Below are 24,617 nucleotides of genomic sequence, written 5' to 3'. Positions count from 1 at the left end.
CGTTTTGTATACTTTTTACTTTTTAGCCAGGTTTTTTCGGTATTCCGACGGGTTTTGGCCTACCACCTTCTTAAAAATCCGGGTAAAGTGGCTTTGGTCGGAGAAGCCGGTGAGGTAGGCGATCTCCGACAGGTTGTGGTCGGTGTCACGAAGGAGCTGGAGCGCACGGTCAATGCGTAGCTTGCGGATATAGTCGCCGAAGGATAGGTCGTCGAAGTACTTTGAGAACTCGCGTGACAGATAGCTGGGGTGGACGTTGAGGCTTTGCGATATCTGCTTGAGATTGAGCGTGAGGTTGGTGTCGATTTGGTCCTGGATGATTTCTTTGAGCTCGCGCGCCCACTCGGGTATTTTGTCGCCCTTGACCTTCAGGAACTTCTTATAAACGTCGAGTAAAAGATTTTCGATCGGGTTTTGCGTATGCTTTTCGTTTTGGAGGTGCCTGGCCCACGTGTAGAGCGCGTCATAGATCATCATGCCGCTTTCCAGGAGCTCCTGGTCGTCGGTGATGTTATGGGCCAGGCCCGCAGAGATAGCCCACAGGCCGGAGGCCTGGGCCGCCAGATCGTGGCGGTCGGTGTCGGCGCCGCGTACGATGATGGCAAGGGTATGCAGCGCCGGGTCGGTCAGTTGGTGCTTTTTTAGGATGTAGTCAAATGTGCATTGGTCGCCGTAGTGCGTGTATGCTACACCCGGAACATCGAACGGGATAGCATCGAGTGCCTGCGCTTTGGGAATGACCTCGTCGAAGGGTACGTAGATAACTTCCGCCTCCAAATCTACAAAGCGCCGGATGAGCCACGGACAGGCAATACGGTCAATCTTGGGTCGCTCGCGGGTGATCCATTTCATGCCGGAATTTAGCAACGTTCTTCGGTGTGACAAGCAAGCGCTGCTGCACAAACTACCATACCCCGCGGGATTGGGACCGGAGCGGGCTTACGGCAACCTGCTTGCCGCTGCCAACTCCCACGCCTATAGTAATATCGAAACAATCGCAGGAGATTATTTGTTTGTAAAATCGGACCGAAAAACATTCAAGATTATTTTTCAAGGACATTCTGTTTATCGAAGGGGTAAAGGACTATGTCGTCATCCACACCGGGGAACGGAAAATAATAACAGCGATGAACATCAAGACTATTCATGAGCAATTGCCCAAAACATTCAGCACACCACCTCGTTCGACAACAATACGGTCCATATCGACAAAAACGAAATACCGATGGGCAACGTCTACCGCATTTCTTCTTTGACGAATTTGTGACAAAGAAAAATGCTGGGTAGGAATTAGCATGGCTTATAAAACTCAGTATCCGAGTTTAAACCGTGCCTCCTATCCCATTTGCTATAAATGCCCGGCGATTTGGTATAATTCCCGATTAGACATCTAACATTTTTTAACGTTTACCATGCCGATGCTGTTGACGCTAAGGGCTTCGGGCTTTAAGTGAATCGGCTTAGAAAAACGCTTCGAATAGACAGCCGGTGATCCAATAGGATCGCCAAAATACGCTAACTTATATATGGCAAGACAAAAGGATCCAGTTAAATTTAACAGCCCAAGCCTTTTTGCTCGGGGGTTTGCACGTGCCGGCGGCACATTACGTGCTCCGATCGTTCGCGATATTGTCTTTGCAGATCGCAATTTGTTTTTTCATAGCTTTTAGCTCAGCGATCTTTTCATCCAGTTGAACCAGCTTCTTATCCAGTACACGCAGCCTTGCATTTTTAGTAAACTGCTTCTTATACCAGGCATCGACTACTTCACGAATTTCGGCCAGCGTAAATCCAACCGCCTTCGCCATCTTAATGAACCGTATTTTCTCAACAACATCCTGGTCGTAATAAACATAATTGTTGGTCGTAACGTCTTGCTTCTTCACTCCGCTGAATAGTCCAGCTTTTTCGTAAAAACGTATCGTTCCAACCGGAATGCCGGTTTCTTTAGAGAGTTGACTGATCAATTTCATTCGCGTCCGTAGTAAAAATAAACTCAAACCCTGCAGTATACTGTAGGGTTGTTAGGCACAAAAGTCCACCTTATTTTTGAGCCGAGCAACTGAAAAATTTGTCATAGAAACTACCTTATGGAAATAAACTATTCAGACGACGAGCTTGTGAAGCTGCTGCCGGGTTTTACCAATGGCTATGCAACCGTAAACAATGTAGACCTTCACTACGTAAAGGGAGGCGCAGGGACGCCGTTAGTATTAGTTCCGGGATGGCCGGAAACCTGGTGGGCCTATCACAAGGTAATGCCTCTTCTGGCTAAAAACTACGAAGTGATCGTTGTCGATCTGCGCGGCATGGGCGGTTCGGGCAAACCGCCAGGAGGCTATGAAAAACGGAATATGGCACGTGACGTATTCGAATTGGTAAAAGTACTGGGGTACAATCAAGTAACTATTGGCGGACACGACATAGGCGCTCACGTTGCCTTCAGCTTTGCTGCCAATTATCCAGCGTTCGTATCCAACCTTATTCTTCTTGACACACCACATCCTGATGATAGTATGTACCGTCTCCCGATGCTACCCATACCGGGAGCCGACTATGTGTATCCCTGGTGGCTGGCATTTAATCAAATCAAACAGCTTCCTGAACAGCTTCTGGAGGGACGCATGTCCATCGTGATCGATTGGATTTTCAACCAATTGCTCCAGAAGAAAGATTCTGTTACTGATTTTGATCGCGCTGTTTATGCCGCTGCCTACAACAGCGCCGATGCCATCCGCGCTTCGAATGCCTGGTACCAGGCGTTTCCTCAAGATATCGTGGACAGTCGAACATATGCTAAACTTACCATGCCAGTATTGGGTTTGGGCGGAAGCGGATACGCCTTGTTACAGCATGCACTACCGGTGGTAGCTACCACGTATAGCCTGGAAAAGATCGATGATGCCGGGCATTTTATTTTGGCGGAAAAGCCGGAGGAGACGGCGCGGTTGATTAGTCGGTTCTTAGAAAAGATGTAAAGGAGAAACCGCGCGTTATACTCAAAGCCCTACGGGAGACCTTGATTATTTCGGAGTATACACCTAAAAAGGCCCCATGAAATTGCGAAACGGGCCTGAGGCTTTATACAGCCTCTTTATCATGAGCACGACACCCGTAAATAAATACACTTCACAAAGCTACTGCTCTAATAATCAGGCTTTCTCTGATAATGTTAAGATGTCCTGATTCTTTTAAAATCCGGCTTTTTCTGATTTTTATGACTATCGTTTGCGTGATGTTTGCATGGGAAGGCACCATTGCTTATGTCATACCGGATATTGCCCTTTTTACTTGTCTCCATTTTTGGTCTTGATCTGTCCTCCTTTGCGCAAAAGGATACCTGTAAATTGGGGATTTATATTAACTCCATCTACGATTTTCGGTTGGATGAAAAAAGCTTCTCGGCAGATTTCTGGATCTGGATGAACTGCCAGAATGATAGTTTGAACTTTCATGATGTATTGGAGATACCGAATAACAAAACGGTGGAATTCAGCCATTTTTCAACTGAAAAAAAAGCAGGCTGGAACTGGGCTACGCAAAAATGCAAAGCACAATTGATGCACCAGTGGGATATCTCGAAATTTCCATTCGATACGCAACGGTTGCGCATCGAGATAGAAAATTCAGAATATGACACCACACAACTGATCTACCAGGCCGATAAGGCAAATTCAAGAGTAGATTCCGTATTCAATTCGAACGAATGGTGTATTGAGAATTTCACTATAAACGCGGATGTAAGAACGTATGAAACGACGTATGGCAACCCTGAACTTTCAGGAACAAGCGCTTACCCGAGAGTGGTTGCCGAAATAACTATTAAACGAAAAAACTCCTGGCTGGTATTGGGTAAAATGCTGACAGGTGTCTATGCGGCATTTCTGATTTCATGTCTTGTTTTCTTTGTCTCTTCTGAAAACCAGGATTCCCGTTTTGGACTATGTGTGGGCGGATTATTTGCAGCCATTGGCAACAAATACATTGTAGAGTCAGTAGTTCCCTCGTCAATTACGAATACCTTAATGGACAATGTTCATAACCTTACCTTCACCTTTATTTTAATTATTGTGTGCATTATCATTATTTCCCTTAAATTATTTGAATCCGAAGATCCACACAAAAGGTCCAGATCATTGTGGCTTGATAAGGTAGCTTTTTTCTCAATCGTTATCGCATATGCTTCTATCAATCTATTTCTTGTCTACATAGCCTATGCATGGTGAGTAATTTAGCGCAGCCACATAGCTTATTATACACAGACCGACCTTTAAAGAATGTTCTGCGAGACATTGCTCATATTTTTTACTCCCTGCGTTAAGATATTTTTCAGGTGAGCAGAATATTCTGGAACCGCCCCGCGTTTTCCAGCTACGAACGCACCAATTTGATTAGCCAACGCTGCCGCATTTTTAGCATCGTGTGTAAGGGAAAAAACGTGCATAAAAGCCGCGCTGAAAGCATCGCCGGCCCCGACTGCGTCAGTCACCGAAACCGGTACACCGGGAACGTGTGTCAGTTTCTTATCCTCATACAAGTAGCACCCCATTTCTGCCGCCGTGATGATGACGATTTTGATGTTTGGAAATAATTCGGTGACGACCGCGCAAAATTGCTCATCAATAAGATCTTCCCCGACAAGCATTTTTGAAAGCACGGGAACTTCATCGACGTTTAATTTCAATATCGTGCAATGTCGTAATGACTCCCGGATAATGGCTTCAGTAAAAGTTTCTTTTCTCAGATTTACATCGTAGAAGATGTGCCTGAATTGATGTTCGGTTAGAATTTTCTTTAAAGTCGAGGCCGACACCCCGTTGCGCTGAACAAGCGTTCCGTAATAGAAGACATCGAAAGTAAATTTCTCAAACGCACTGCATACCGCGTCATACTCAATAAAATCATAAGCAACATTTTTGCGTATGTGGTAGTCAGGTTGCCCATGCTCAAGAGTGACATCTACTATACCCGTAGGCAATTCTTCGTGCCATTGTATCAAACTGTTGTCGACGCCATAGGCTCTACATTCATTATAGGCACGCGTCCCCAGGAAGTCGTTTCCCAGGCGTGAAATAATAAACGAGCTGTTTCCGCATTGCGCCGCATGAGCTGCAAAATTGAACGGAGCGCCTCCAAGGTGCTCTTGTCCTTCGATGATATCCCACAATATCTCCCCAAATGCTAATACATTCATATACGTTAGTTTTAATGCCGGTCCAGTGGCAGATTGATCTCGCCGACACGTTGAACAATGAGGTCAGGCTTACATGCATATTTTGACAAGTCCTCTTTCTCACGATGCCAGAGATGCGCTCTTATTCTACTTTCCAAATTGTATCGATAGCCGTCACGTTCGCTGATTTCAACGTTATGGGCTTACCTTGACTCTTGATCTTCAGTTTGCTGAATACACGATCCGGGAAAACCAGGTCGGTAAATACGGTCAACCCGCCATCCGCAAAAATTTCGATGGAGGAGCGATCCACGATCATTCGAAGTTTCACAGTTGTGTCCGAAGAAATTCTTGTAGCGTAATGTTTACCGGGAAAATTAAGTGAGTAGTCATTCTTCCCCGCCATAAGCCGATCTACGTAGTACCTGTTTCCTTCTGAGGGTGAATACCCAAACACGACTTTTTGGTTCACTTCATTTTGCAATTCAATGACAAAGCCCGTTTTATCCGCGTTCGAGATCTCTACATCGAGTTCATATGTTGACAGCGCGGTGATGGTCGAAGAGAGATCAAGTGAATCCGAAATATTCTGTTGGGTAACTTCGTTGGACGTAAGCGCAAGCGAATCGAATTCGCTCACCGGCATTGACGTCAGCCGTAGTCCATCCCCGGTCTCTTTTAATTGGACAGTGCGAGGCAAGGTGTTTGCGCTTCTCCAGACGGTGGTTGGCACTACGTTGGCATATTTCCAATTAGACATCCATCCTATGAAAATGGTCCGTCCGTCACCTTCTGGAATATTCGACCAGGTGACGCCAGCATAATTGTCGCGACCATAGTCTATCCATAAAATTTTGTCTTTGGGGTTATCGTTGGTAAAGCCTGTTCCGTCAAAATTACCCACGAAGTATTGCGTGCCCGATCCCCCATTGGGTCCGCCATCGCTAAGGCTCACGAGCATGACCCACTTCTGTTTTCCATTGTCAACCTGCAAAGGGAAGAGATCAGGGCATTCCCATACCCCACCATGACTACCCTGATCAATTCCAAAGTCACCTGACTTGGTCCACGATGTAAGGTTAGTCGAGCGATATAACTCAACATGATCGCCCACAGCCAATATCATGATCCAGGCCTGCGAAGGTGCATGCCAGAAAACTTTCGGATCTCTGAAATCCTTCTTCCCCGGATTCTTCAGAACGGGATTGCCATTATATTTTGTCCAGGTTCTGCCGCGGTCGGCACTATAGGCTATTGCCTGGTTTTGATAGTCATTACGACCGCTCTTTTCCCCTTCCATGTTGTGCACCGTATAGATGGCAATGAGCGGAGGATTATCAGCCGTTCCAAACCCCGTCACGTTTTGATGATCCACAACAACACTTCCCGAGAAAATCATTCCCGCGCTATCCGGAAACAGGGCAATGGAAAGATGCTTCCAATGTATAAGATCTTCACTTACGGCATGGCCCCAATGCATGGGACCCCACGTATTCCCTTCGGGATAATGCTGGTAGAACAAATGATACTCACCCTGATAGTAAACCATTCCATTCGGATCATTCATCCAATGCTCTTTAGGTGAAAAGTGGAATTGTGGGCGATGTTGTTCATTATAAAATGCGCTTGTACTGGACACGACCGCAGGTTTATCTTCCTTCCTGGAACAAGAGACCAGGACGACAACAGTCAATAACAAGCAAAGGGTATGAATCGTAGAATTCTTTGTCATGATACTATTTGGTAACTATAATTTTTTGCATGGTGAACGAGCCTGCATACTCTATCCGGGCATAGTAGATTCCGGATCTCAGGTGCCCCAGGCTCAGATTGGTTTCCGCATCGTTCAGTACGTGCTTTTCGAGCATCACGCCGTTGGCTGCGTATAGCAATAAGGTCGCTCTCTTTTTTAATTTTCCGTCCTTATAAACTACTCTGAGCGTATCGGATGTGGGATTGGGGAATATGGCAAATGTCCCGTTGTTGTGCTCTGGTTCGATTGCCGTAACCGGACCTACCGCGGTCGTTTTCTTTCGGAGCGCGTCAGGCAAAGAGCCCGGGTCGGGTTCGCATACGGCGACACTGGTCCCACTTCGCATAGCCAACATTTGCCAGGCATGTGCCTGAATAATTTCAGCACCGCCATCGCTGACGATAAAGTCTACCTTATTACTTGCCTCGCGCGAGGGATAGGCCCGGCAAGAAAACACAACGATGTTGTCAACAAACACTTCGATGATAGAGTGATCAATAAAAATATTGACAGCGATCGTATCCTTGTGATTAAAAATGTAGGAAGCCTCTCGATTGTCTTTCAAGGCATCGCTGAGGGTAGAGAATCTTCTATCCAGTCCAACGGTGTTGGTCTTCAGATCAAATACAAGCGAAACAAATTCGCGGACATCCTGGTGTTTCAATAGTTGGATCATGAAACGCGAAGCGGAATCGGCCTTCACCTTAAACTCCAGTTCTATTTGGTTGCCTTCGAATTCGGGGAGGTTAAAGTTTGTGTTCCGTAGAATCTTCCGGTTAGCGATGGTGGCAACATCACTGCGCAGACGGCATAGATTCGGATGCGGATAGTAGCCGATTGTCGAGTCCTTCAATAAACGCATAACCCGTGGCACACTAAACGTATGACGCCAGCCGGCCTTGACCTGGTCCGCCGAATTTCTGTCTTCGGGAATGATGCCGATATAATACGGACGACCTTTCTCATCATCACCCACGGCCGGCGCTAAAAGATTTTCATTGATAAGTTCAAGTTCCTTTGGCTGCGTGAAGTAGGGAGTAAATCGTTCGTTTACAAATTTACCTATCCAGTAAATTGATTTGGCGCGCTTGCCGGCGTTGGGCGTAGGCAGCACTTGCAAAATATATTCGTCGTTGTCATTTATCCGTTTGAAGAACGGCATTTCCCAAAACACACCATTCTGTGCCACGTTAGCGCTGCGATACAACGGTGTAATCGTCTGCCACGTTTTTAGATCTGTGGATTTGTAGGTGAACAGGATTCCACCCCCGTTATTCTGCAGACCCGATCCCACAATCATATAATAGGTGCTTCCGAGCTTCCAAACAAAGGGGTCACGAAAGTCCATATGCTGGAAGTTGGACGGAGGAGCAGGAATCACCGGATTACCGGTATACTTCTTCCAGGAGATAAGGTTATCATCATCGGGATATACTAAGCCAATACCCGCTTTAACACCATCCACTCCGGTATAAACGATAACAGGCTTTTGATCCTGATCTACCGTAGTGGTACCCGACCATACTCCGAAGCTGTCAAAACCTGGCGAGGGTGCCAGTGCGATTTTCTCTTCTGTCCAGTTCACCAGATCCGGGCTGCTGAGGTGGCCCCAGTGCATAAAATAGAGAAATGGACCATTGGGATTTTTTTGAAAGAACATATGGTACCGTCCCTCATAGTACGTGAGCCCGTAAGATTCATTCGTCCAACTTGTGTTGGGCATGGGATGATACTTGGGTCGAAGATAATCGTTGGCATGGCGAATGGCAGGATCAATAGTCAGATCCGGGACTACCGTGTTGTGTGCCAAATAGTGGGCGCTGATGTCGCTGTCCGATAGAATTGCGTTATAAAAACGCACGTCATCCAGCGCGCCGTTCAGCGCGGTGATAATGAATCCCCCGGCTTCCGTATAGGTACTGTGACGTCCAAGGTAAAAAGGAGTCGTGGCAAAGGTGAGGGAATTATTCACCGTGGGTAAGTCAAGCTTAGCCCACTGTTCGTTGTTCACAAGGATTCGGGCCAGTTTCGCATCCAGATCGATGGTGGCTACGACATGATTCCACTTGTACTTCTCAAGAAGTTTTTCTGACCTTAACGTAAAGCGGTTGCCATCGGCAAAAAAGGAGAGAGAGACATTGCCATACGATGCCACTTCTAATGAAAAGCCAGCGGCACCCGTCTCCTGGCTTACGATAGCGCCGGTGCCGGCTGAAAATGATTCCATGGCATACCAGGATTCGACCGTCATTCGCTTCTGAACATTTTCCAGGGCGAATGAATTGTTAAATGCCCAGGTCGATGTGGCATCGAGCCGAAGGGCATTGGCCACCACGCCGGTGATTCGTTCGGGATTGTTGTATTTGTTGACAATCGCAAAGGAGGTGCTGTGAACAGACTCCTGCGTGGTCATCACGCCGGTCGCTTCGTCAAAGGGAAAATGTGCAATCTCCTGCGCATATCCATGACCGTACATACCCATACCCATCGAAAAAATTAATACGACGATCTTTTTAAATCTGTTCATAACTCCTCCTCTTACGATTATGATTCTATTTATCCAGCAGATATTGGATGGCGTTAGCCGTGATGCCTTCAACATTTGGCGCAAATGAGTTTGTTCGTCCGTCATTCATTTCCCATTCGTATGCAGCTGTTCCGATAGCAATACAACTTCCCTGATACTGCGTATTGGGCAGGAATTCGACAGCCGCCGCACAGCACAGGTCTGTGACGTGTTGCCATGTTCCCAGGATAATGGATTGTGTATTGGTTTCAAACGCCGCGCCTTTGCTTGGAGCTCCGTTGAGTTCGGCAATTACGTTCAAATCCCACATCGAGTTGTGGTCTTCCTTATAACCTCCATCGATCAAAGGAAAAATATCGTGTCCATAGCTACCCGGAGGCACTGCAACAGGATTGGAGGTTTGCGTTGTCGTCAGGTTGGCATAGATGGCATGACTTGTCCGATCGGCCGTCAATCCTGTCCCGGCATTTAGTCCCCAATAGTCCGGGTTACTTCCACCGATGCCGTTACCGTAAATCACCGGAGCATAGGAATTCGGGATTCTTCCAAGTAAGGTAACATACTGCGTAGCGTAGCACGAAAAGACGAAACTGCCTCCCGCCTTATACCAGTTGGTTAACGTCGTCAATGCATCACCTTTCGCAGCATCGGGAATTATCGCATTGCGATCCACGCCGGTATCGTCGAAATACCAGAATATAACTTTAACATCGGATACCGCTGTCTCATTGATTTGACTAAAGGATAAGTACTTGAAATTGGTCCCATATTGATCCTGCGCCCAAAGTGCCGCGGCTTTTGTATCCGGCTCGGTAATCGATGCGACATCAGGGGCAAGGCCGATGAACGCAACCTTCACACGTATCGGTAAACTCTCTGTCACACGCACCAGGTACGTGGACGTTTGACCGCCCTTGGTGACCTGAAAGGAGACTGGTCCTTGCGAAAAATTGACGACCGATCCCGAGGCGGGCGTTACAGTGGCGCCGGTGGATACAACCGTATTCACCGTTAGCGCCGAAAGGTCGGTTCCAAACGGTACGGCAGCAGATACTGTCCGCGCCAATTCATGAACGCTACCCGGTGTTTCAACCGGGCTGGTAATGGTAAACGCCAATAGACTACTGTCTGGCGTGCTTTCGTCATCGTCCGAGCACGAAACAATGGCCAGGGCCAATAGGCAAGATATCGATAGGACCGTCATTGCCGTGGTGAAATACTTTGAGAAGGGTTTCATGATTTTCGTTTATGTAAATTGAAATCAATCAGGTTAGGGGATTTACTTATACGCGTCGCGTTGAAAATAAACCGTGGGCGCCAGGTCAATTTCAGATTGAGGAATCGGCAAATATTCATGCTTGCCCGCCACAAAAACTTTCCCCGCCAGGTATGTCGCCGTGGTTCCTTCCGACTGATAATATGCGTTCATGGTTTGTGCGGCTATGCCCCAGCGATTAAGGTCATATATGCGATGACCTTCCATGGCAAGTTCCAGCCTCCGCTCAAAGCGCAAGGCTTTTCTGGCATAGTCCTGGCTCCAACCGGAAGAAGGATATATACCAACCAGGTAGTTTGCTGCATCCGAAGATCCATCCAATGTTTTGACGTACGATCCGGTACGCGCACGGTCGCGTACTTGATTAATCAAACTTCTAGCCTCATCAAGATCCTGGTTTGATTCGATGAGCGCCTCCGCCTTCCAAAGCAGTACTTCCGAGTAACGGATCAGCACATAGTTAAGCCCTGTAGCCGCCCAGGGAAACGTCTGGTTCATACCAGGAGCATTGGGAGCTTCAATATTTTTCTTACCTGAAAAGCCCGGCATATAGGCAGGGTCGCGCACCCACGCTTCTGTATAAATTGCTGTTCCTTTCCAGGGAATCCCCAGCCGGCCCACCGTATGGTCTACGCGCGGATCAAGGCTACCGCTATAGTCTCCATCTAAAACATCAACATTATCAAATGAATCGAACAATGGAAGGCCGTTTACATCCGTCCGAAAGGCATTGACCAGATTTTGGCTACCCAGGTAAAAATCATCCCCATTGGCATATCCACCACTGGCAATGCCCGGGCTGCGCGTAACGTTTAGGAGATCCCCCCAGTTGTGGCTGGCGTAGTTGTTTTCCGTTGAAAATTGAACCGTGAATACAGCTTCCGGCCCGTTTTCAAAAGCCACTTTTGAGTTGTCCTCAAAGTTATCCAGTAAGCGGTACTTTCCAGCGTTGATCACTACATCCGCATATTGTATGGCCTTGGCCCACTGCTTGGTTTCGAGCGCAATTTTAGCGAGGTACGCCGCAGCATTGTATTTATTCACGCGCCCGATCTGCGACTGTGTTTCAGGAAGATTTTCGTAGGCAAATTGAAAATCGGCTTCGATCTTTTGCCACAGTTCATCCGATGTGAATTGCTTGTTACTGACCTTCGTTACGTCGGCATTTTCATCCAGGTAGGGAATTTCGTCGTAGTTCCGCTTCAGATCAAAATGAAAGTGTCCCCGGAGCATCCTCATTTCAGCCAGGCGAGTGGTAACAGGGTAGTCTGCATCCTGTACTTTGCCAAGCTGCCGTATGGCGAAGTTGGTTCTTGAAATTCCAAACATCAGATTTCTCCACTTGTTGAAAGCAATACCGTTCGTTGGATCGAGCGTATTGGTTTCCAACTGATATGCCTCCGACAGATCCTGCGTTCCGCCACCCCCTTTATAGGCGTTGTCGCTTCTTACTTCATTGACCCAATTGCTGGTGGGCCCAAGGAAGGCTTCGCCATTGCCAAAAAAGTGGGCACCCAGTCCCTGATAGGCTGCCACAATAAGTGTCTCCACGGAGGCGCCAGTGGTGAGCTGGTCTTCAGAAAGTATACCCTTTGGGCTGGTCTCCAGCACATCCTGACAAGACACCGTTGCAAACAGACCCGAAAGGATCATCGCCCGGGTAATAGTTTTTATCTTTATATTCAGATTTTTCATAGCCGTAGTGTTGATTAGTTACGAATGGTCAAGCCAAGCATAAACATTCTGGGAAGCGGATACACGCCCCGGTCTATACCCACAAAGTTGCTGTTCGCTGCATAGGTTACTTCGGGATCAAGGCCTTTATAGTTTGTGATCCGGAAGACGTTTTGAACTTCACCGTAAACGTTTATCCGAAATCCCGCAACCAATTTGGAAGGCAGATCATAAGCAAGACGCACGTTGCGTAACTTCAAATAAGATGCGTTCTCCACATAGTAGGATGAAGCACGGTTCTCGTTATTGTCGTTGGTGAGCACGGGAGCGGGAATACTTGAGCTTGTATTATCCGGTGTCCAGGCATTTAGAATTCGGGTGCCGTGGTTGAAATTTCCGGATTGGGCAAAATCCGTATACCACTTCATTTCGTTGTAAACCTTCTGGCCCACGGCGGAATAGAAGAACATGCTCAACGAAATACCTTTATAGCCGGCGGTAAGATTAAGACCCATATTAAAATCAGGATACGGGCTACCCAGGTAGGTGCGGTCTTTGTCATTGATCTCACCGTCGGTATTCACATCCTTATACTTCAGGCGCCCGATGTCCTTTCCGTTTTGTGTGGCGTGTGCATCCAAATCCGATTGATTCTGAAAAATACCTTCCACTACGTAACCATAGAATACCCCCATAGGCTTGCCAACGGTTATCCGCGTGGGGCCGTCGCCGCCGTTGAGATAGCGCTCGTTTTCGTAGCCTACATTTCCAATCCCTGGCCCAAGGTCAAGCACTTCATTGCTGAACTTGCTGAATTGAAGCTGTGCGCCAAAGGAGATTTTGTCCGGCGAGCGGTCGTGATGATAGGCAATGCTAAGATCAATACCCTTGTTGCGCATGGATGCCGCGTTTATGTACGGGGCATCTCCTTCGCCCAGGGCAGTGATCTGTGGCGCCCGCATCAAAATATCGTCCGTTGTTTTCACGTAATAATCGAAGACGACTTGAAGGCGATTGTGCAAAAGGCCGAGATCGGTTCCGATATTGTATTGGGTTGTACTTTCCCATTTCAAATCAGGGTTTCCGCGTTGGTAAACACGGTAGCCCTGGAGCGCGGACGTATTTGTACCATCCAGGTCATAGTTGGTATGGTCCTGATCTGCACCAAAAATAGAGCGTGTAGCGAAGTCACCGATTTGTTGATTCCCCTGCTTGCCATAACCCGCCCTGATTTTAGCCGAGCTCAAAATATTACCGTCACCCCCCGACGTTAGTCCCTGCAAGAAGTCTTCTTCCGTCAGCACCCATCCCACGGATCCGGCGGGAAACACACCCGAAGTGTTGAGGCGGGATGTTTGATCATACCGGAGTGTTCCGGAAACAAGGTACTTGCCCTTGTACGCATAATCGGCCCTGCCAAAGTAAGATAGTAATCCCCACTCGGTGCCATCGCCGGTGTTGGTTTGTACACCCGAACCCGCTTTTAGATAGGTGAAGGAAGGATCTTCAACCTCGAACCCCGTTCTGGTCCCTGACAAAGAATGGAAAGTGTATTGAACAGCTTCCATGCCACCGAGCACTTTCAGGCTATGCGGATCCCGATTGAAGTTATATTCTACCGTGTTTGTCCAGGTTGTTGTGATGCCAGCACCATAATTATTGGCGAGATTGTTTTGTTGAATGTCATAGTCACCTTCCTGATACTTGGCCGAGAAGCGGCGATCGTAGAAGTTACTATAGTCCAGGCCAAAGCTTGATTTAAGTTTTAAGGAATGATCCTTGTTAAAATCGGGGATGGCTCCAAACAGATCTGCCTCCAGGAAAGCATTTCCAAAAATTCGCCAGGTATTGGTAGTATTATCCTTATTCTTATCCAGAACACTTACCATATTCCGCACATCTGGGAGTCCAGCGATCTTACCGGCATATTTTCCATTTACATCATAAACAGGAAGCAAAGGATGTTGACGGATCACGTCCAGGGGAATGCCATCCTGACCTTGCTGGGAAGCGATCTGTACCTGGTCTGAGTAAGCCACAGAGAGATTTTCGCCAGCGCGCAGCCATGGGGTCAGATTATAGTCGGAGTTTAACCGCGCCGTGTAGCGATCGTAGAAGGTTTTTTTGATAAGGCCATCCTGATTGTAATAAGAGAACCCTAAAAACACATTTCCTTTTTCTGTTCCGTTAGAAACATTGGCATAGTACTGCCGGGTGGCCGCCGGGTGGTAAACTTCTTTATACCAATCCGTACCGGTTTTTGAAAACTGATAGGTCTGTCGGCCGTTAGAAATCAGGAAAGGCTCTGTTGATATCACCGGCTCCAGGCCGTTACCATACAGCGGGTTGCTTGGGGCAATGTTTGAGTTTCTCGACGCTCTCCAATACAATTGGCCCCATTGTGTGGCGTCAAGCAAGTTAATTTTGTAGGCCAACGTTTGGACACCAACCTGTGCGCCTGCATCGATAGTAAGCTTTCCTTTTTTTCCTTTCTTGGTTGTTACAACCACTACACCACCGGCGGAGCGTGATCCATAGATCGATGCTGCCGATGCGTCTTTGAGTACCTGTATAGACTCAATATCGTTGGGGTTCAGGTTGCTTAAATCCTCAATGGTCGGAACTCCATCCACGACATAAAGCGGTTGATTGTTATTCAGTGTGGTGATACCTCTTATTTTAATATCGGTCCGGCCTTTACCAGGCTGGCCGTCCTGGGCGATGGACACGCCACTGACACTGCCTACCATGGACTGCAAAACGTTGGAGTAAGGTGCCTTGGCAACTCTGTCCACGTCTACGACAGCAACGGCGCCCGTAATTTCTCCTTTCTTCTGCGTGGTATAGCCCACGACCACTATCTCATTGAGTTGGGTGATATCAGGAACCAGGGCGACGCTAATCGCCGTTTGATTGCCAACTGCCATTTCGATCGGTGCATAGCCGATAAAAGAAAACACGAGTACGTCAGAAGAACTTACCTGAACGGAATAGGCGCCATTCATATCGGTGGTCGTGCCTTTGCTCGTGCCCTTCACAATCACATTAACACCCGGCAAAGGGTCACTGGAACTCTGATCCGTTATCGTTCCACTCAAGGTGAATTCCTGAGCCAGGGTCTTTCCCGACAGTAAGCCGAAAAAGAGTAGAAACAGTAAAAGTTTAAGGTTCATAGGGTTGGTTATTTGTAGTTAGCGTGTTTAATGAGTTCGGCCTTGTCTTCCACTGGCATGCTCTCAACTTCCTCCAGGGATTTTCCTTTTGTTTCCGGCATGACCTTCCAAACGAAAATCAATTGAAACACCATCATGACGGTAAAAATCAAAAATGAATTTCCACCGCCTAGCTTTTCAGTGATGTATGGAAACGTGAATGCAATAAGAGTCGCCATAAGCCAATGTGTAAAGCTTCCAAGCGCTTGTCCTTTCGCCCGTACTTCGTTTGGAAAAATTTCGGAGATGAAAACCCAAATAACAGCACCCTGTGAGAAGGCGAAGAAGGCAATGTATATGCATAAATATACCGGCACCAGATAACCGTTGAAGGTGCTGGTATAAAATGCATTTGCCACCAGCGCCAGTGTGATGATAACGCCAAAAGACCCAATCAGCATCAGAGTCCTTCGCCCGTAGCGGTCAATAAAATTCACAGCCAGAAGGGTGAATATGAAATTAATGACGCCAAGACCGGCAGTGGAGAGCAGCGCAGAGTCGGCGCCGAGACCAGTCATTTCGAATATGCGTGGTGCATAGTAAATGATTGCATTTATACCGGACACCTGGTTAAACACCGCGAAGGTCACAGCCAGCATGACTGGTATAGCGTACTTTTTTGAGAATAGTTTTTCTTGATGGGTACCGCTCGTTGCCTTGCTGTGTGACTGTGAAATGGATCGTAATTCCTGATCAGCCGTATCAGGATCGATCAGGACAAGTACCGCGCGGGCTTCTGCCGGCGCATTCTTTTTAACCACAAGCCATCGGGGACTTTCCGGAATGAAGAGCACCAGTACCAAAAAAATCAAGGAAGGAAAGGCTTGAACGCCAAGCATCCAACGCCAGGCATTGTCTCCAAGATCCTGTAATAGATAATTAGAAAGAAATGCGAGCAGGATGCCTGCTACCACATTAAACTGAAACATGGCTACCAGCCGCCCGCGGTGTGAGGCGGGCGCCAGCTCGCTAATGTACATGGGTGCCGTTACTGACGAGCACCCTACACCCAACCCTCCCAGGAACCGGAAACCTAGGAATGTGAACCAGTCTATTGCCAGGGCCGAACCGACCGAGGAAACCAGGAAGATGACGGCGATCCAAAAGAGCGTCTTTTTCCTACCTAGTTTATCGGAAGGAATACCCCCCAGCATCGCGCCGACTACTGTTCCGATGAGGGCGATCGATACGGTAAGGCCGTGTTCAAAGACGTCCAGGTCCCACAATTGTTGAATTTTCTGCTCGGCCCCGGATATAACGGCGGTGTCCAACCCAAATAGGAATCCCCCCAAAGCGATGATTACGGACCAGGTAAATACACGTTTTTTGTTCATGAAGCGGAATGTTTGTTGGGTCAAAACTATTCCGCAACGAAGGACATTGCGTTTTTTACCGTATCAACGAATTTCAAAAATGGATCAAATTGCAGGACTCAAAGGTTAATCATCGAAATCGTTTCCGAAAAGACCTTTTTGCAACCGTTTGCGAAGAAGTTCAAGCCCTATACGGGCTGTAAAACGTTAAAAATTGTATCAAACCTTAAAAATTGGGTCCGATTAAGAATGTTGGGAGCTTTTAAACTCCTTCGGCGACTGATTAAACTTCGCTTTGAAGGAGGTGGAAAAGTAGGTGGGGGAAGAAAAACCTACCTCATTTGCAACTTCCGAAATCGTTAAGCTGGAGTTGAGCAACAGGTGCTTCGCTTTTTTAAGGCGCACATTAATAATGTAGTCGTTGACACTGTATCCCAACAGAGCCTTTACTTTCCGGTAGAGCTGAATCCGCGACATGCCCAGTTCCCTACCAATGTCGTTGACATTAAATTCCGCGTTGGAAATGTTCTTTTCGATCAACGCCATGAAATCATTGACAAATTTCTTATCAATACTACCGGGCGCCGTTTGCCCCAGATCAACATGAAGGTCATGGCTATAATGTTGTCGGAGGACCTCACGGTTGTGAATGAGGGCCTTTATTCGTTCGTGCAGATATTCAAAAACAAAGGGCTTGGTGATGTACTCGTCGGCGCCCGTCTGAACGCCCGCGATCTTTTGCTCTATAGAGCCTTTGGCTGTCAGTATGATGACCGGGATGTGTGAGGTGCGCAAGTCGTTTTTGAGCATCCGGGCCACTTCCAGGCCATCTTTTCCAGGCAACATGATGTCGCAGATGATAATATCCGGAACAACCTCGAATGCCAGATTCATTCCCGTCAGCCCCTCCTGCGCCTGCACAATCGTGTAGGTATTTTTTAGACGCTCACGTAAAAACTGCCGCAGCTCTGTATTATCTTCTATCAGCAGGATGGTATGATCTTTTTGATTTTCCACCAGGGGCTCCGCATCGCTGCCTCCATTCATGACTGGGGTCTCATTCAAAACGTCGTAGCCGGTATTTCGAATCCAACTGACTTTACCAGAGACCAGCTCCTGCTCCTCAAAATGAGCTTTACCCAAGGGCAATACAATGCTAAACCGTGTTCCTTTCCCTTTCTCGCTTGTCAGCAGCAAATCGCCGTGATGAAGCTCGACGAATTCTTTAGAAAGCGACAATCCAAGCCCTGTTCCTCCTATGCTCACACCGCTATAGAAACGGTCGAAAGCATGTTCGACGTGCTCCTTAGACATTCCCAAGCCATTGTCTTCCACCTGGATGACCACATGCTTTTGCATCTCATCCAGGGAAATGGATACCTGAATTTTCCCGTGATCGTTGGTGAATTTGAATGCGTTCGAGAGCAAGTTAAAAATGACTTTATCCAACATGTCAGGATCGAACCAAACGTATTGCTGCTTAAATTCGGTTTGAAGGCGAAAATCAATTTTGCGGCGGAGCGCTACACTTTCAAAGGCATTCATCACCTCCATTACAAAGGCTATCAGATCACCCTCCGAGGCCTTCAGCATCATCTTACGGTCCTCGATCTTCCTGAAGTCCATCAACTGATTTACCAGGCGAAGCAAGCGGATGGCGTTCTTCCGGATCAGTTGAAGATTTTCCTTTGCATGCGACCGGATTTCTCCGCCCTTCGACAGGAGTTCTTCAACGGGCCCCAGGATGAGCGTCAACGGTGTTTTAAATTCATGCGATATATTGGTAAAGAATTTCAGTTTCTCCTGTGTTGCCACTTCGGCTTTTTCCGCCATTTCGGCTATCGTGTTACGTTGACTCAAAATCTCCTGATTTTTTATCTCCAGATTTTTATTGACCTCATTCTTTTCCCGCCACGATAACGCAGCAATGGCGCCTGCGATAATCGTAACAATAAGGCTGGCCAATAGAATGTAAATGAGAATTCGCTGATTGTAATAGGTTTGAATCTGCTCATTGATCTTTTCCTGCTGGCGAACAATGTCCCGTTGTTGGTTGAGCAACTTGTCCGTCTGCAATTTCATGACCCTTACATTACGGGAATCGATTACAGTACTGTGCAGAATATTTTCCTTTTCGTAAGGTTGATGGTTCAGAATCTGTCCTGCGATTCGAATGGCTTCTTCTCCTCCCGTGGGATACAAAAACGTAGCGTCTAAAATCTTGTCGTCTACAAACTGAATTCCTCCTCCGGGCCCCGGAAGTCCGTCAATACCAATGAACTTCAAGGGAACACTTTTTGTCAGCAATTCATGACACACCGAACTTGCTCCGTAAGCCATCACATCATTATGAGCAAAAACCAGATCGAATGCCGGCAAGTCAAGAATATGTTTGCGCATTTGCGCCTTGGCTGAGTCCAGCTCCCATTGACCATCCAGCTGCGCAACTATTTTTATGTGGGGATAGCCGGCGATAGTCTCCATAAACCCGCGATGTCGGTCGATCGCAGGCGAAGATCCACGACGGCCCCAGATTTCAAGGATAGATCCATTTCCTTTCAGCAATTCCGATACATACGTACCCGCTAGCTTTCCAATGGAATAGTTGTCTGCGCCAATGTAGGCGGTATAAAAACTCGAGCTCGTCCGCCGGTCTACGATAATAACAGGAATACCCTGGCGAAAAGCTGTCTCGACAATGGGAGTAATCGGTGCTGCCTCATTGGGAGAGACAATGAGAAGATCAACGCCGGATTTGATGAATGACGCTATATCCCGAATTTGCTTTTCGTTACTATTCTCCCCGTCCAAATACTCCAGTTCGAACTCGGGGTAAAAAGCGAGTTCGCCTTTCATGGCTATCAACATCTGCTTTCGCCAGGCATCTCCCCCCGTGCATTGGGAAAAGCCAATTTTGAACTTGGCCTGTCTTTCAGGCCGATTGCAGGCAGCCAGAACGACGACACAAACCAGAAATAGAAGCAAATATTGGAAGACTGTCCGATTAAAGAAGACCATTACCAAACGCAGGATTAAAACACTGTGAAATTAACCAAATTGTGCAAAGAAGCTATTCACAGGCAATACCCCCATTCAAATGTGAGAATTGACGGATCTACCGAAAACTATAAATCTACCGGTAGCACCGATAACTGTTATTCTTAATTTAAACCTTGATCTCTGAAAGCATGTGGAGTAATACCGACCGTTCGTCTGAATAAGCGCGAAAAGTAATTGGGGTTTTCGAAGCCTAATGAAAAAGAAATTTCACTAATATTTAACCGCCCCTCTATCAATAAGTTTTTTGCCTCAGCGATTAAATAGAGATGGATAAGGTCTAAAGCCGTCTTGCCTGTTTCCTGCTTCAGTAGATCACTTAGGTATCGAGGTGAAAGATTTAATTTCGCTGCTAATGATCCCACCGTGGGAAGCCCGGTGACTCTGTGATTTTCTTTATCGAAATGTGCGGCAAGCAAATCATTAAATTTCGTTGCTACTGCACCCGACATTTCGGCACGATTGATAAATTGTCTTTTATAAAACCGCTGTGCATACTTCAGCAAAGTATCTAAATGACTGATTATAATGGGTTTGCTATAATCATCCGTGTTATTGCGATGCTCTTTATCCATTGTTTGCATGAGCTCCCATATCGTCTTTTCCTCGCTTGGAGAAAGATGTAGGGCTTCATTCACATCATATTCAAAGTAATGATATTTCTTTATTTCGTGGTATAACGCCGTCCCGGATAAAAAGTCTTCATGAATCAGTATCAGGCAACAGGCTTCCTCAAGGCGGATATCCTTAAACGTTACAAGTTGACGAGGCTTGATGAACGACATTTTTCCGAGATCATGATCATACTTCGTTTTACCATACAGCACACTTCCCGACTTCAATTGTTTAAACCCGATGATATAGAAATCGGCCGTAAACTCAACACTCCCATCCCAATGATCATTTTTGTCACCGTATAGTATACTAAACATCGGATGCTCCGGTGGCTTTACTCCAGAAGCATGATTAAAAGCACTAATTGTTTTAAAATGATTCATACTCGATTGATTATAGTAGGACTCCAGCATGCTGGAGTCCATTGTTAATATTTATGGTTTGCCATGAGCGGCTACAGAAACATCTTGCCAGGATTCCCAGGTTTTCATACGTTCGGCGTAAGTATATTTTACCCACTGAAAGCCGGCCCTTCCCAGTATTAATCTTAACGGCGGGTTATCTGCATCAATTAGCTTCAGCATTGCCTCTGCTGTCGCTTCAGGTACCCCCCAGTCCTCAGGTTTATTTGACTCGTTCAGTACGGCTCTCACCCCATCATATAACGCTAAAGATTTGCTTTGCGATCCGGACGATGTGCTGAATTCGGTAAGATATCCGTTCGGCTCTACCAGGGTAACTTTTATTCCAAAGCCGGCTACTTCAGTTGCCAGGCTTTCGCTGATCGCCTCCACGGCAAATTTGGAAGCACTGTAGATACCTAAGGTAGGGAATGCAACCAATCCCAGCGCACTCGAAACCTGGATGATATGCCCCAACTTTTGTTCACGCATAATCGGTATAATCGCCTGTGTTACCCATAGCAATCCGAATACGTTTGTTTCCATTTGCGCCCGTATCTCCTCTTCATTTAGTTCTTCGATGGCACCGACATGTCCGTATCCTGCATTGTTTATCAATACATCTATTTTCCCAAAATGCTGCTTTGCTTTTTCAATTGCTTCAAAACATGCTTTTTTGTCCGTTACGTCGAGACGTAGAACCAAAAGAGTTGAAGGATATCGTTCAGCCAGTTCTTTTAATGAAAGTGTGTTTCTTACAGCTATGATTACCTGATCACCACGATGTAAGAATGCCTCCGCCCAGATACGCCCCAACCCACGGGATGCGCCTGTAATAAAAATTGTTTTTGCCATTGCTAATTGTTTTATGATGCAAATATCCGCAGCATCGTGGCGGACACTAGGATACATAAGTGGGAAATAAGAGCACACTTTTACGGAATGTACGAAATCGATAACAGCTAGTGGTAATCAGAGCTGTTGTACCACGTTCATCCCCCAATTTATTTACGAAAACAATGACTTAAACTAATCGAGCAAAGTTATTTGTCATGGCTTGTGACGCTATCCTCCTCGTGCTTACTGTGATCTACAATGGTGAATGCTCCTTTTTGTGGATAACAACCTTAATGGCAACCATACAGGCCGTTTTCTTAGTGCGCGTGCCCGCCCTCCTCTTCACTGTTTTTAAGTTTCGACAGGACGGCGTATGCACCCTCCGTTACGACTGCGGTCGTGTCGATACCCTCTGGCAGATTGACTTCCGTATAGCCCAGCTCGCTAACACCAACCTGGACCTCAACGATTTGAAAATGTGTCCCTTCTTTTTGATGCTCCTCCCCTTCCTGTGTAGCCTCTTTATGGTCATCCTTGCCCAAAACAAAAACATACTTCTTACCTTGGTAATCCACGATGGCTTCATCCGGTAAAGCAGGAACAGAAGCCCCACTCGTTTCTACTACCGCCTTCAGGTACATTCCTGGCAGAAGGTCTGTGTCCTCTTTGTCGATATGACAGTGGATGCGCACGGTTCTGTCGGAAGTGATCTCGCGCCCGATGAGATATACCTTCGCCATACGCTCTTCCGTTTCGTTGGCGAGCGTAAAACGAATTTTCTGTCCGATCTTGATCTTTGGAACGTCTTTTTCAAAGACAGTCAGCTCAGCGTGTAAATGTTCCGTGTCCACGATTTCAAACAGCACATCGGTTGGATTGACAAACCTCCCAATGTTCACATTCACCTCCGTGACGTAGCCGCTGATCGGCGCATAGATTTGTATGGTGCTGGTGATTCGCCCCGTTTCAAGGTCAGCCAAATTGATATGGAGAAGCTTTAGTTTTGCCTCAAATCCATTTTTCTTCGCCATCCATGTCAGAAAGGTTGACTTAGCCTGCTGCAACGTCTTGGCTGAATTGACATTTTCTCTGGCTAACTCTTTCTGACGCTCATAGTCGGCTTTTGAAAATTCCAACTGGTTCGTAGCCTCCAGGTAGTCCTGTTGCAGCTGGATATAGTCCGTGTTTTCGATGGTCGCGATCAGTTGACCTTTTTTCACATACATACCCTGTAAAAGATCCGTGGATTTGAGAAAACCACCCAACGGAACCGATACGCTTACCAGCTGCTGCGGCGGTACGTCCAGGACACCGTTTACTTTTATCGTGCCGCTGATCTGTTTCATTTCGACTTTGCCAAACGCTACACCTGCTGTTTTGATTTGCGCTTCGGTGAGCTCTACTGCATTTTCTTCATCTTCATGATGTTCCTCCACTTCTTCCTTTTTGGGAGTGTTACAGGAAAATAACGTGACGGAAAACAGGGAAATGAGAACAATTATATTGGTTATACGATTCATGATGTTTCTTTTTATAGCATTTAATCAATTAACTCCCGCCAGGAACTCTAAGGTGATAACAGACTGATTAAGATTGTTCAGGCTGCTGAGGTAGTTCTCACGGATTTCAATGGCGTTCCGCGTGGTGAGCCACAATTCGGTATAGTCGATTTCGCCGCTGCGAAAGGCCAGCGCGGATTGCTTCAATAGCAGTTCCGCGTTTTTCAGCGCGGATCCTTTATAGTGGTCGACGCTGCTCTTGTCTTTTATATATTCCTGGACGGCCTGTTGCCACTGACCTTGCATGATGGTTTGGTCGTATTCGTAGGTGGCCTGTGCCCGTTCACGGTTTATAGCCGATGCCCGTACTTTGGCCGCCTGGGGACCGAACCACAGGGGCAAGGAAACACCTACCTGGAACCCCTGGAACCGGTCGCTGGAAGACGCTAAACTGCCGGTTTCATCTCTTGCTGTTCCGATAAGCGTCTGGTTGAAATACCCCAGATTGATGTCCGGAAGGAATTTAGCACCGGCGACTTTGCGCTCTGCCTCGGCAATGACTACCTGTTGGCGCAAATACGCTAAACGCGGATTGTGACTGGCTGATGTAGTATCCAGCGCCACCGACAAAGACCGCTCATCGGGATCCTGCGAAGCAATGTCCACCAGCGTGGGACTGTTCATCAGTGTACTCAAGAGCCGCTGATAGATGGCCACGTCACCCCGAGCCTGTGCCAGCGCATTAGCGGCCTCGCTATGCTGAGTTTCTACAGACGTCTTCTCTAAAAGCCGCGTCTCCCCTGTTCGGTAACGAGCTTCAGCCGCCTTGACGAGGTTTCCAAAGATGCTATCCTGTTGGGCCAACAATACTTCCCGTGCCTTTCGGTATTGCAACTCATAAAAGGCCTGCTTTACTTGAAAAGCCAATTCATTTTCTGTTGCCGCCTTTTGAAGTTCCCCGCCCCGAACAAGCGACTTTCCAAGAGCATGTTGGAAGGTAAATACCGTAGGAAACGGAATGCTCTGCGTGATCGTAATGTTATTGTCGTTTTTTACATAGCTATTGTATTGTCCGCGCATATACATGACACTCGTCTTGCCAATATCAGTGGAGGAACGCTTGACCTGTTGCTGATAGTCAATATTCAGCGAAGCCGCCTGGATATTCTTGCTATTTTTAAGCGCTTGTGCCAGCGCTTCTTCCAATGTTACCTGGGTCTGCGTATGTCCGACAAAGCCAGCCAAAAGCGCGATAAGAAAAAGTATACTTCTCATGCTTC

16 protein-coding genes and 1 pseudogene are annotated in these 24,617 nt (G+C 47.0%); 3 read left to right on the top strand and 14 right to left on the bottom strand.

From position 1 onward, the window contains the following. Positions 1–15 precede the first annotated feature (15 nt). On the bottom strand, positions 16–852 hold the full coding sequence (locus K7P01_RS16665) for a chromate resistance protein ChrB domain-containing protein (protein ID WP_267295035.1): 837 nt from the start codon (positions 850–852) through the stop codon (positions 16–18). A gap of 203 nt (positions 853–1,055) precedes the next feature. Between K7P01_RS16665 and K7P01_RS32150 the strand changes: the two are divergent. Beyond that, positions 1,056–1,256, top strand: a pseudogene (locus K7P01_RS32150) (LytTR family transcriptional regulator DNA-binding domain-containing protein); the annotation flags it as partial. Between the two features lie 348 nt (positions 1,257–1,604). Here the strand turns inward: K7P01_RS32150 and K7P01_RS16660 are convergent. Further along, positions 1,605–1,973 (bottom strand): MerR family DNA-binding protein, encoded by a 369-nt coding sequence (locus tag K7P01_RS16660; protein WP_267295033.1) that lies wholly within the window; start codon positions 1,971–1,973, stop codon positions 1,605–1,607. Positions 1,974–2,090: 117 nt separating this feature from the next. On the opposite strand from K7P01_RS16660, the gene K7P01_RS16655 reads away from it, so the two are divergent. Beyond that, positions 2,091–2,978, top strand: a complete 888-nt coding sequence (locus K7P01_RS16655) for an alpha/beta fold hydrolase (protein ID WP_267295031.1) — start codon at positions 2,091–2,093, stop codon at positions 2,976–2,978. Positions 2,979–3,263: 285 nt separating this feature from the next. Beyond that, a complete protein-coding gene (locus K7P01_RS16650; RefSeq protein ID WP_267295029.1) occupies positions 3,264–4,226 on the top strand; it encodes a ligand-gated ion channel in 963 nt (320 codons plus the stop codon). Between the two features lie 44 nt (positions 4,227–4,270). Here K7P01_RS16650 and K7P01_RS16645 read toward each other — a convergent pair whose 3' ends face one another. The 12 genes from K7P01_RS16645 to K7P01_RS32145 form a co-directional block, all read right to left on the bottom strand. After that, positions 4,271–5,194, bottom strand: coding sequence for a PfkB family carbohydrate kinase (locus tag K7P01_RS16645; RefSeq protein WP_267295027.1), 924 nt, complete (start codon positions 5,192–5,194; stop codon positions 4,271–4,273). A 121-nt stretch (positions 5,195–5,315) separates the two neighbouring features. Beyond that, positions 5,316–6,905, bottom strand: coding sequence for a glycoside hydrolase family 32 protein (locus K7P01_RS16640; RefSeq protein ID WP_267295025.1), 1,590 nt, complete (start codon positions 6,903–6,905; stop codon positions 5,316–5,318). 4 nt (positions 6,906–6,909) lie between these two features. Further along, positions 6,910–9,453: a GH32 C-terminal domain-containing protein gene (locus K7P01_RS16635; RefSeq protein WP_267295023.1), complete on the bottom strand. Its 2,544-nt coding sequence runs from the start codon at positions 9,451–9,453 to the stop codon at positions 6,910–6,912. Between the two features lie 25 nt (positions 9,454–9,478). Further along, positions 9,479–10,690: a DUF4960 domain-containing protein gene (locus K7P01_RS16630; protein ID WP_267295021.1), complete on the bottom strand. Its 1,212-nt coding sequence runs from the start codon at positions 10,688–10,690 to the stop codon at positions 9,479–9,481. 42 nt (positions 10,691–10,732) lie between these two features. Next, positions 10,733–12,424 carry a RagB/SusD family nutrient uptake outer membrane protein gene (locus K7P01_RS16625; RefSeq protein ID WP_267295019.1) on the bottom strand — a complete coding sequence of 564 codons (1,692 nt, stop codon included), beginning with the start codon at positions 12,422–12,424 and terminating at the stop codon, positions 10,733–10,735. 14 nt (positions 12,425–12,438) lie between these two features. Next, positions 12,439–15,576, bottom strand: coding sequence for a SusC/RagA family TonB-linked outer membrane protein (locus K7P01_RS16620; RefSeq protein ID WP_267295017.1), 3,138 nt, complete (start codon positions 15,574–15,576; stop codon positions 12,439–12,441). A gap of 8 nt (positions 15,577–15,584) precedes the next feature. Next, a complete protein-coding gene (locus K7P01_RS16615; RefSeq protein ID WP_267295015.1) occupies positions 15,585–16,949 on the bottom strand; it encodes a sugar porter family MFS transporter in 1,365 nt (454 codons plus the stop codon). A gap of 222 nt (positions 16,950–17,171) precedes the next feature. Then, the gene (locus K7P01_RS16610) at positions 17,172–19,946 is read right to left on the bottom strand and encodes a hybrid sensor histidine kinase/response regulator transcription factor (protein WP_267295013.1); all 2,775 of its coding nucleotides are present in this window, start codon (positions 19,944–19,946) and stop codon (positions 17,172–17,174) included. A 143-nt stretch (positions 19,947–20,089) separates the two neighbouring features. Beyond that, positions 20,090–20,983, bottom strand: coding sequence for a helix-turn-helix domain-containing protein (locus K7P01_RS16605; protein WP_267295011.1), 894 nt, complete (start codon positions 20,981–20,983; stop codon positions 20,090–20,092). A 51-nt stretch (positions 20,984–21,034) separates the two neighbouring features. After that, complete coding sequence (locus tag K7P01_RS16600) at positions 21,035–21,856, bottom strand: SDR family NAD(P)-dependent oxidoreductase (RefSeq protein WP_267295009.1); 822 nt, start codon at positions 21,854–21,856, stop codon at positions 21,035–21,037. A 299-nt stretch (positions 21,857–22,155) separates the two neighbouring features. Continuing rightward, entirely contained in the window at positions 22,156–23,358 is a 1,203-nt protein-coding gene (locus K7P01_RS16595) for an efflux RND transporter periplasmic adaptor subunit (protein ID WP_267295007.1), read from the bottom strand. 24 nt (positions 23,359–23,382) lie between these two features. Then, positions 23,383–24,612, bottom strand: a complete 1,230-nt coding sequence (locus K7P01_RS32145; RefSeq protein ID WP_267295005.1) for a TolC family protein — start codon at positions 24,610–24,612, stop codon at positions 23,383–23,385. Positions 24,613–24,617: the final 5 nt, after the last annotated feature.

Source organism: Parachryseolinea silvisoli (genome assembly GCF_021190955.1).
GTDB lineage: Bacteria > Bacteroidota > Bacteroidia > Cytophagales > Cyclobacteriaceae > Ohtaekwangia > Ohtaekwangia silvisoli.
Note: the sequence above shows the minus strand (reverse complement) of the source record. Positions and strands in the feature narration are given on the sequence as shown.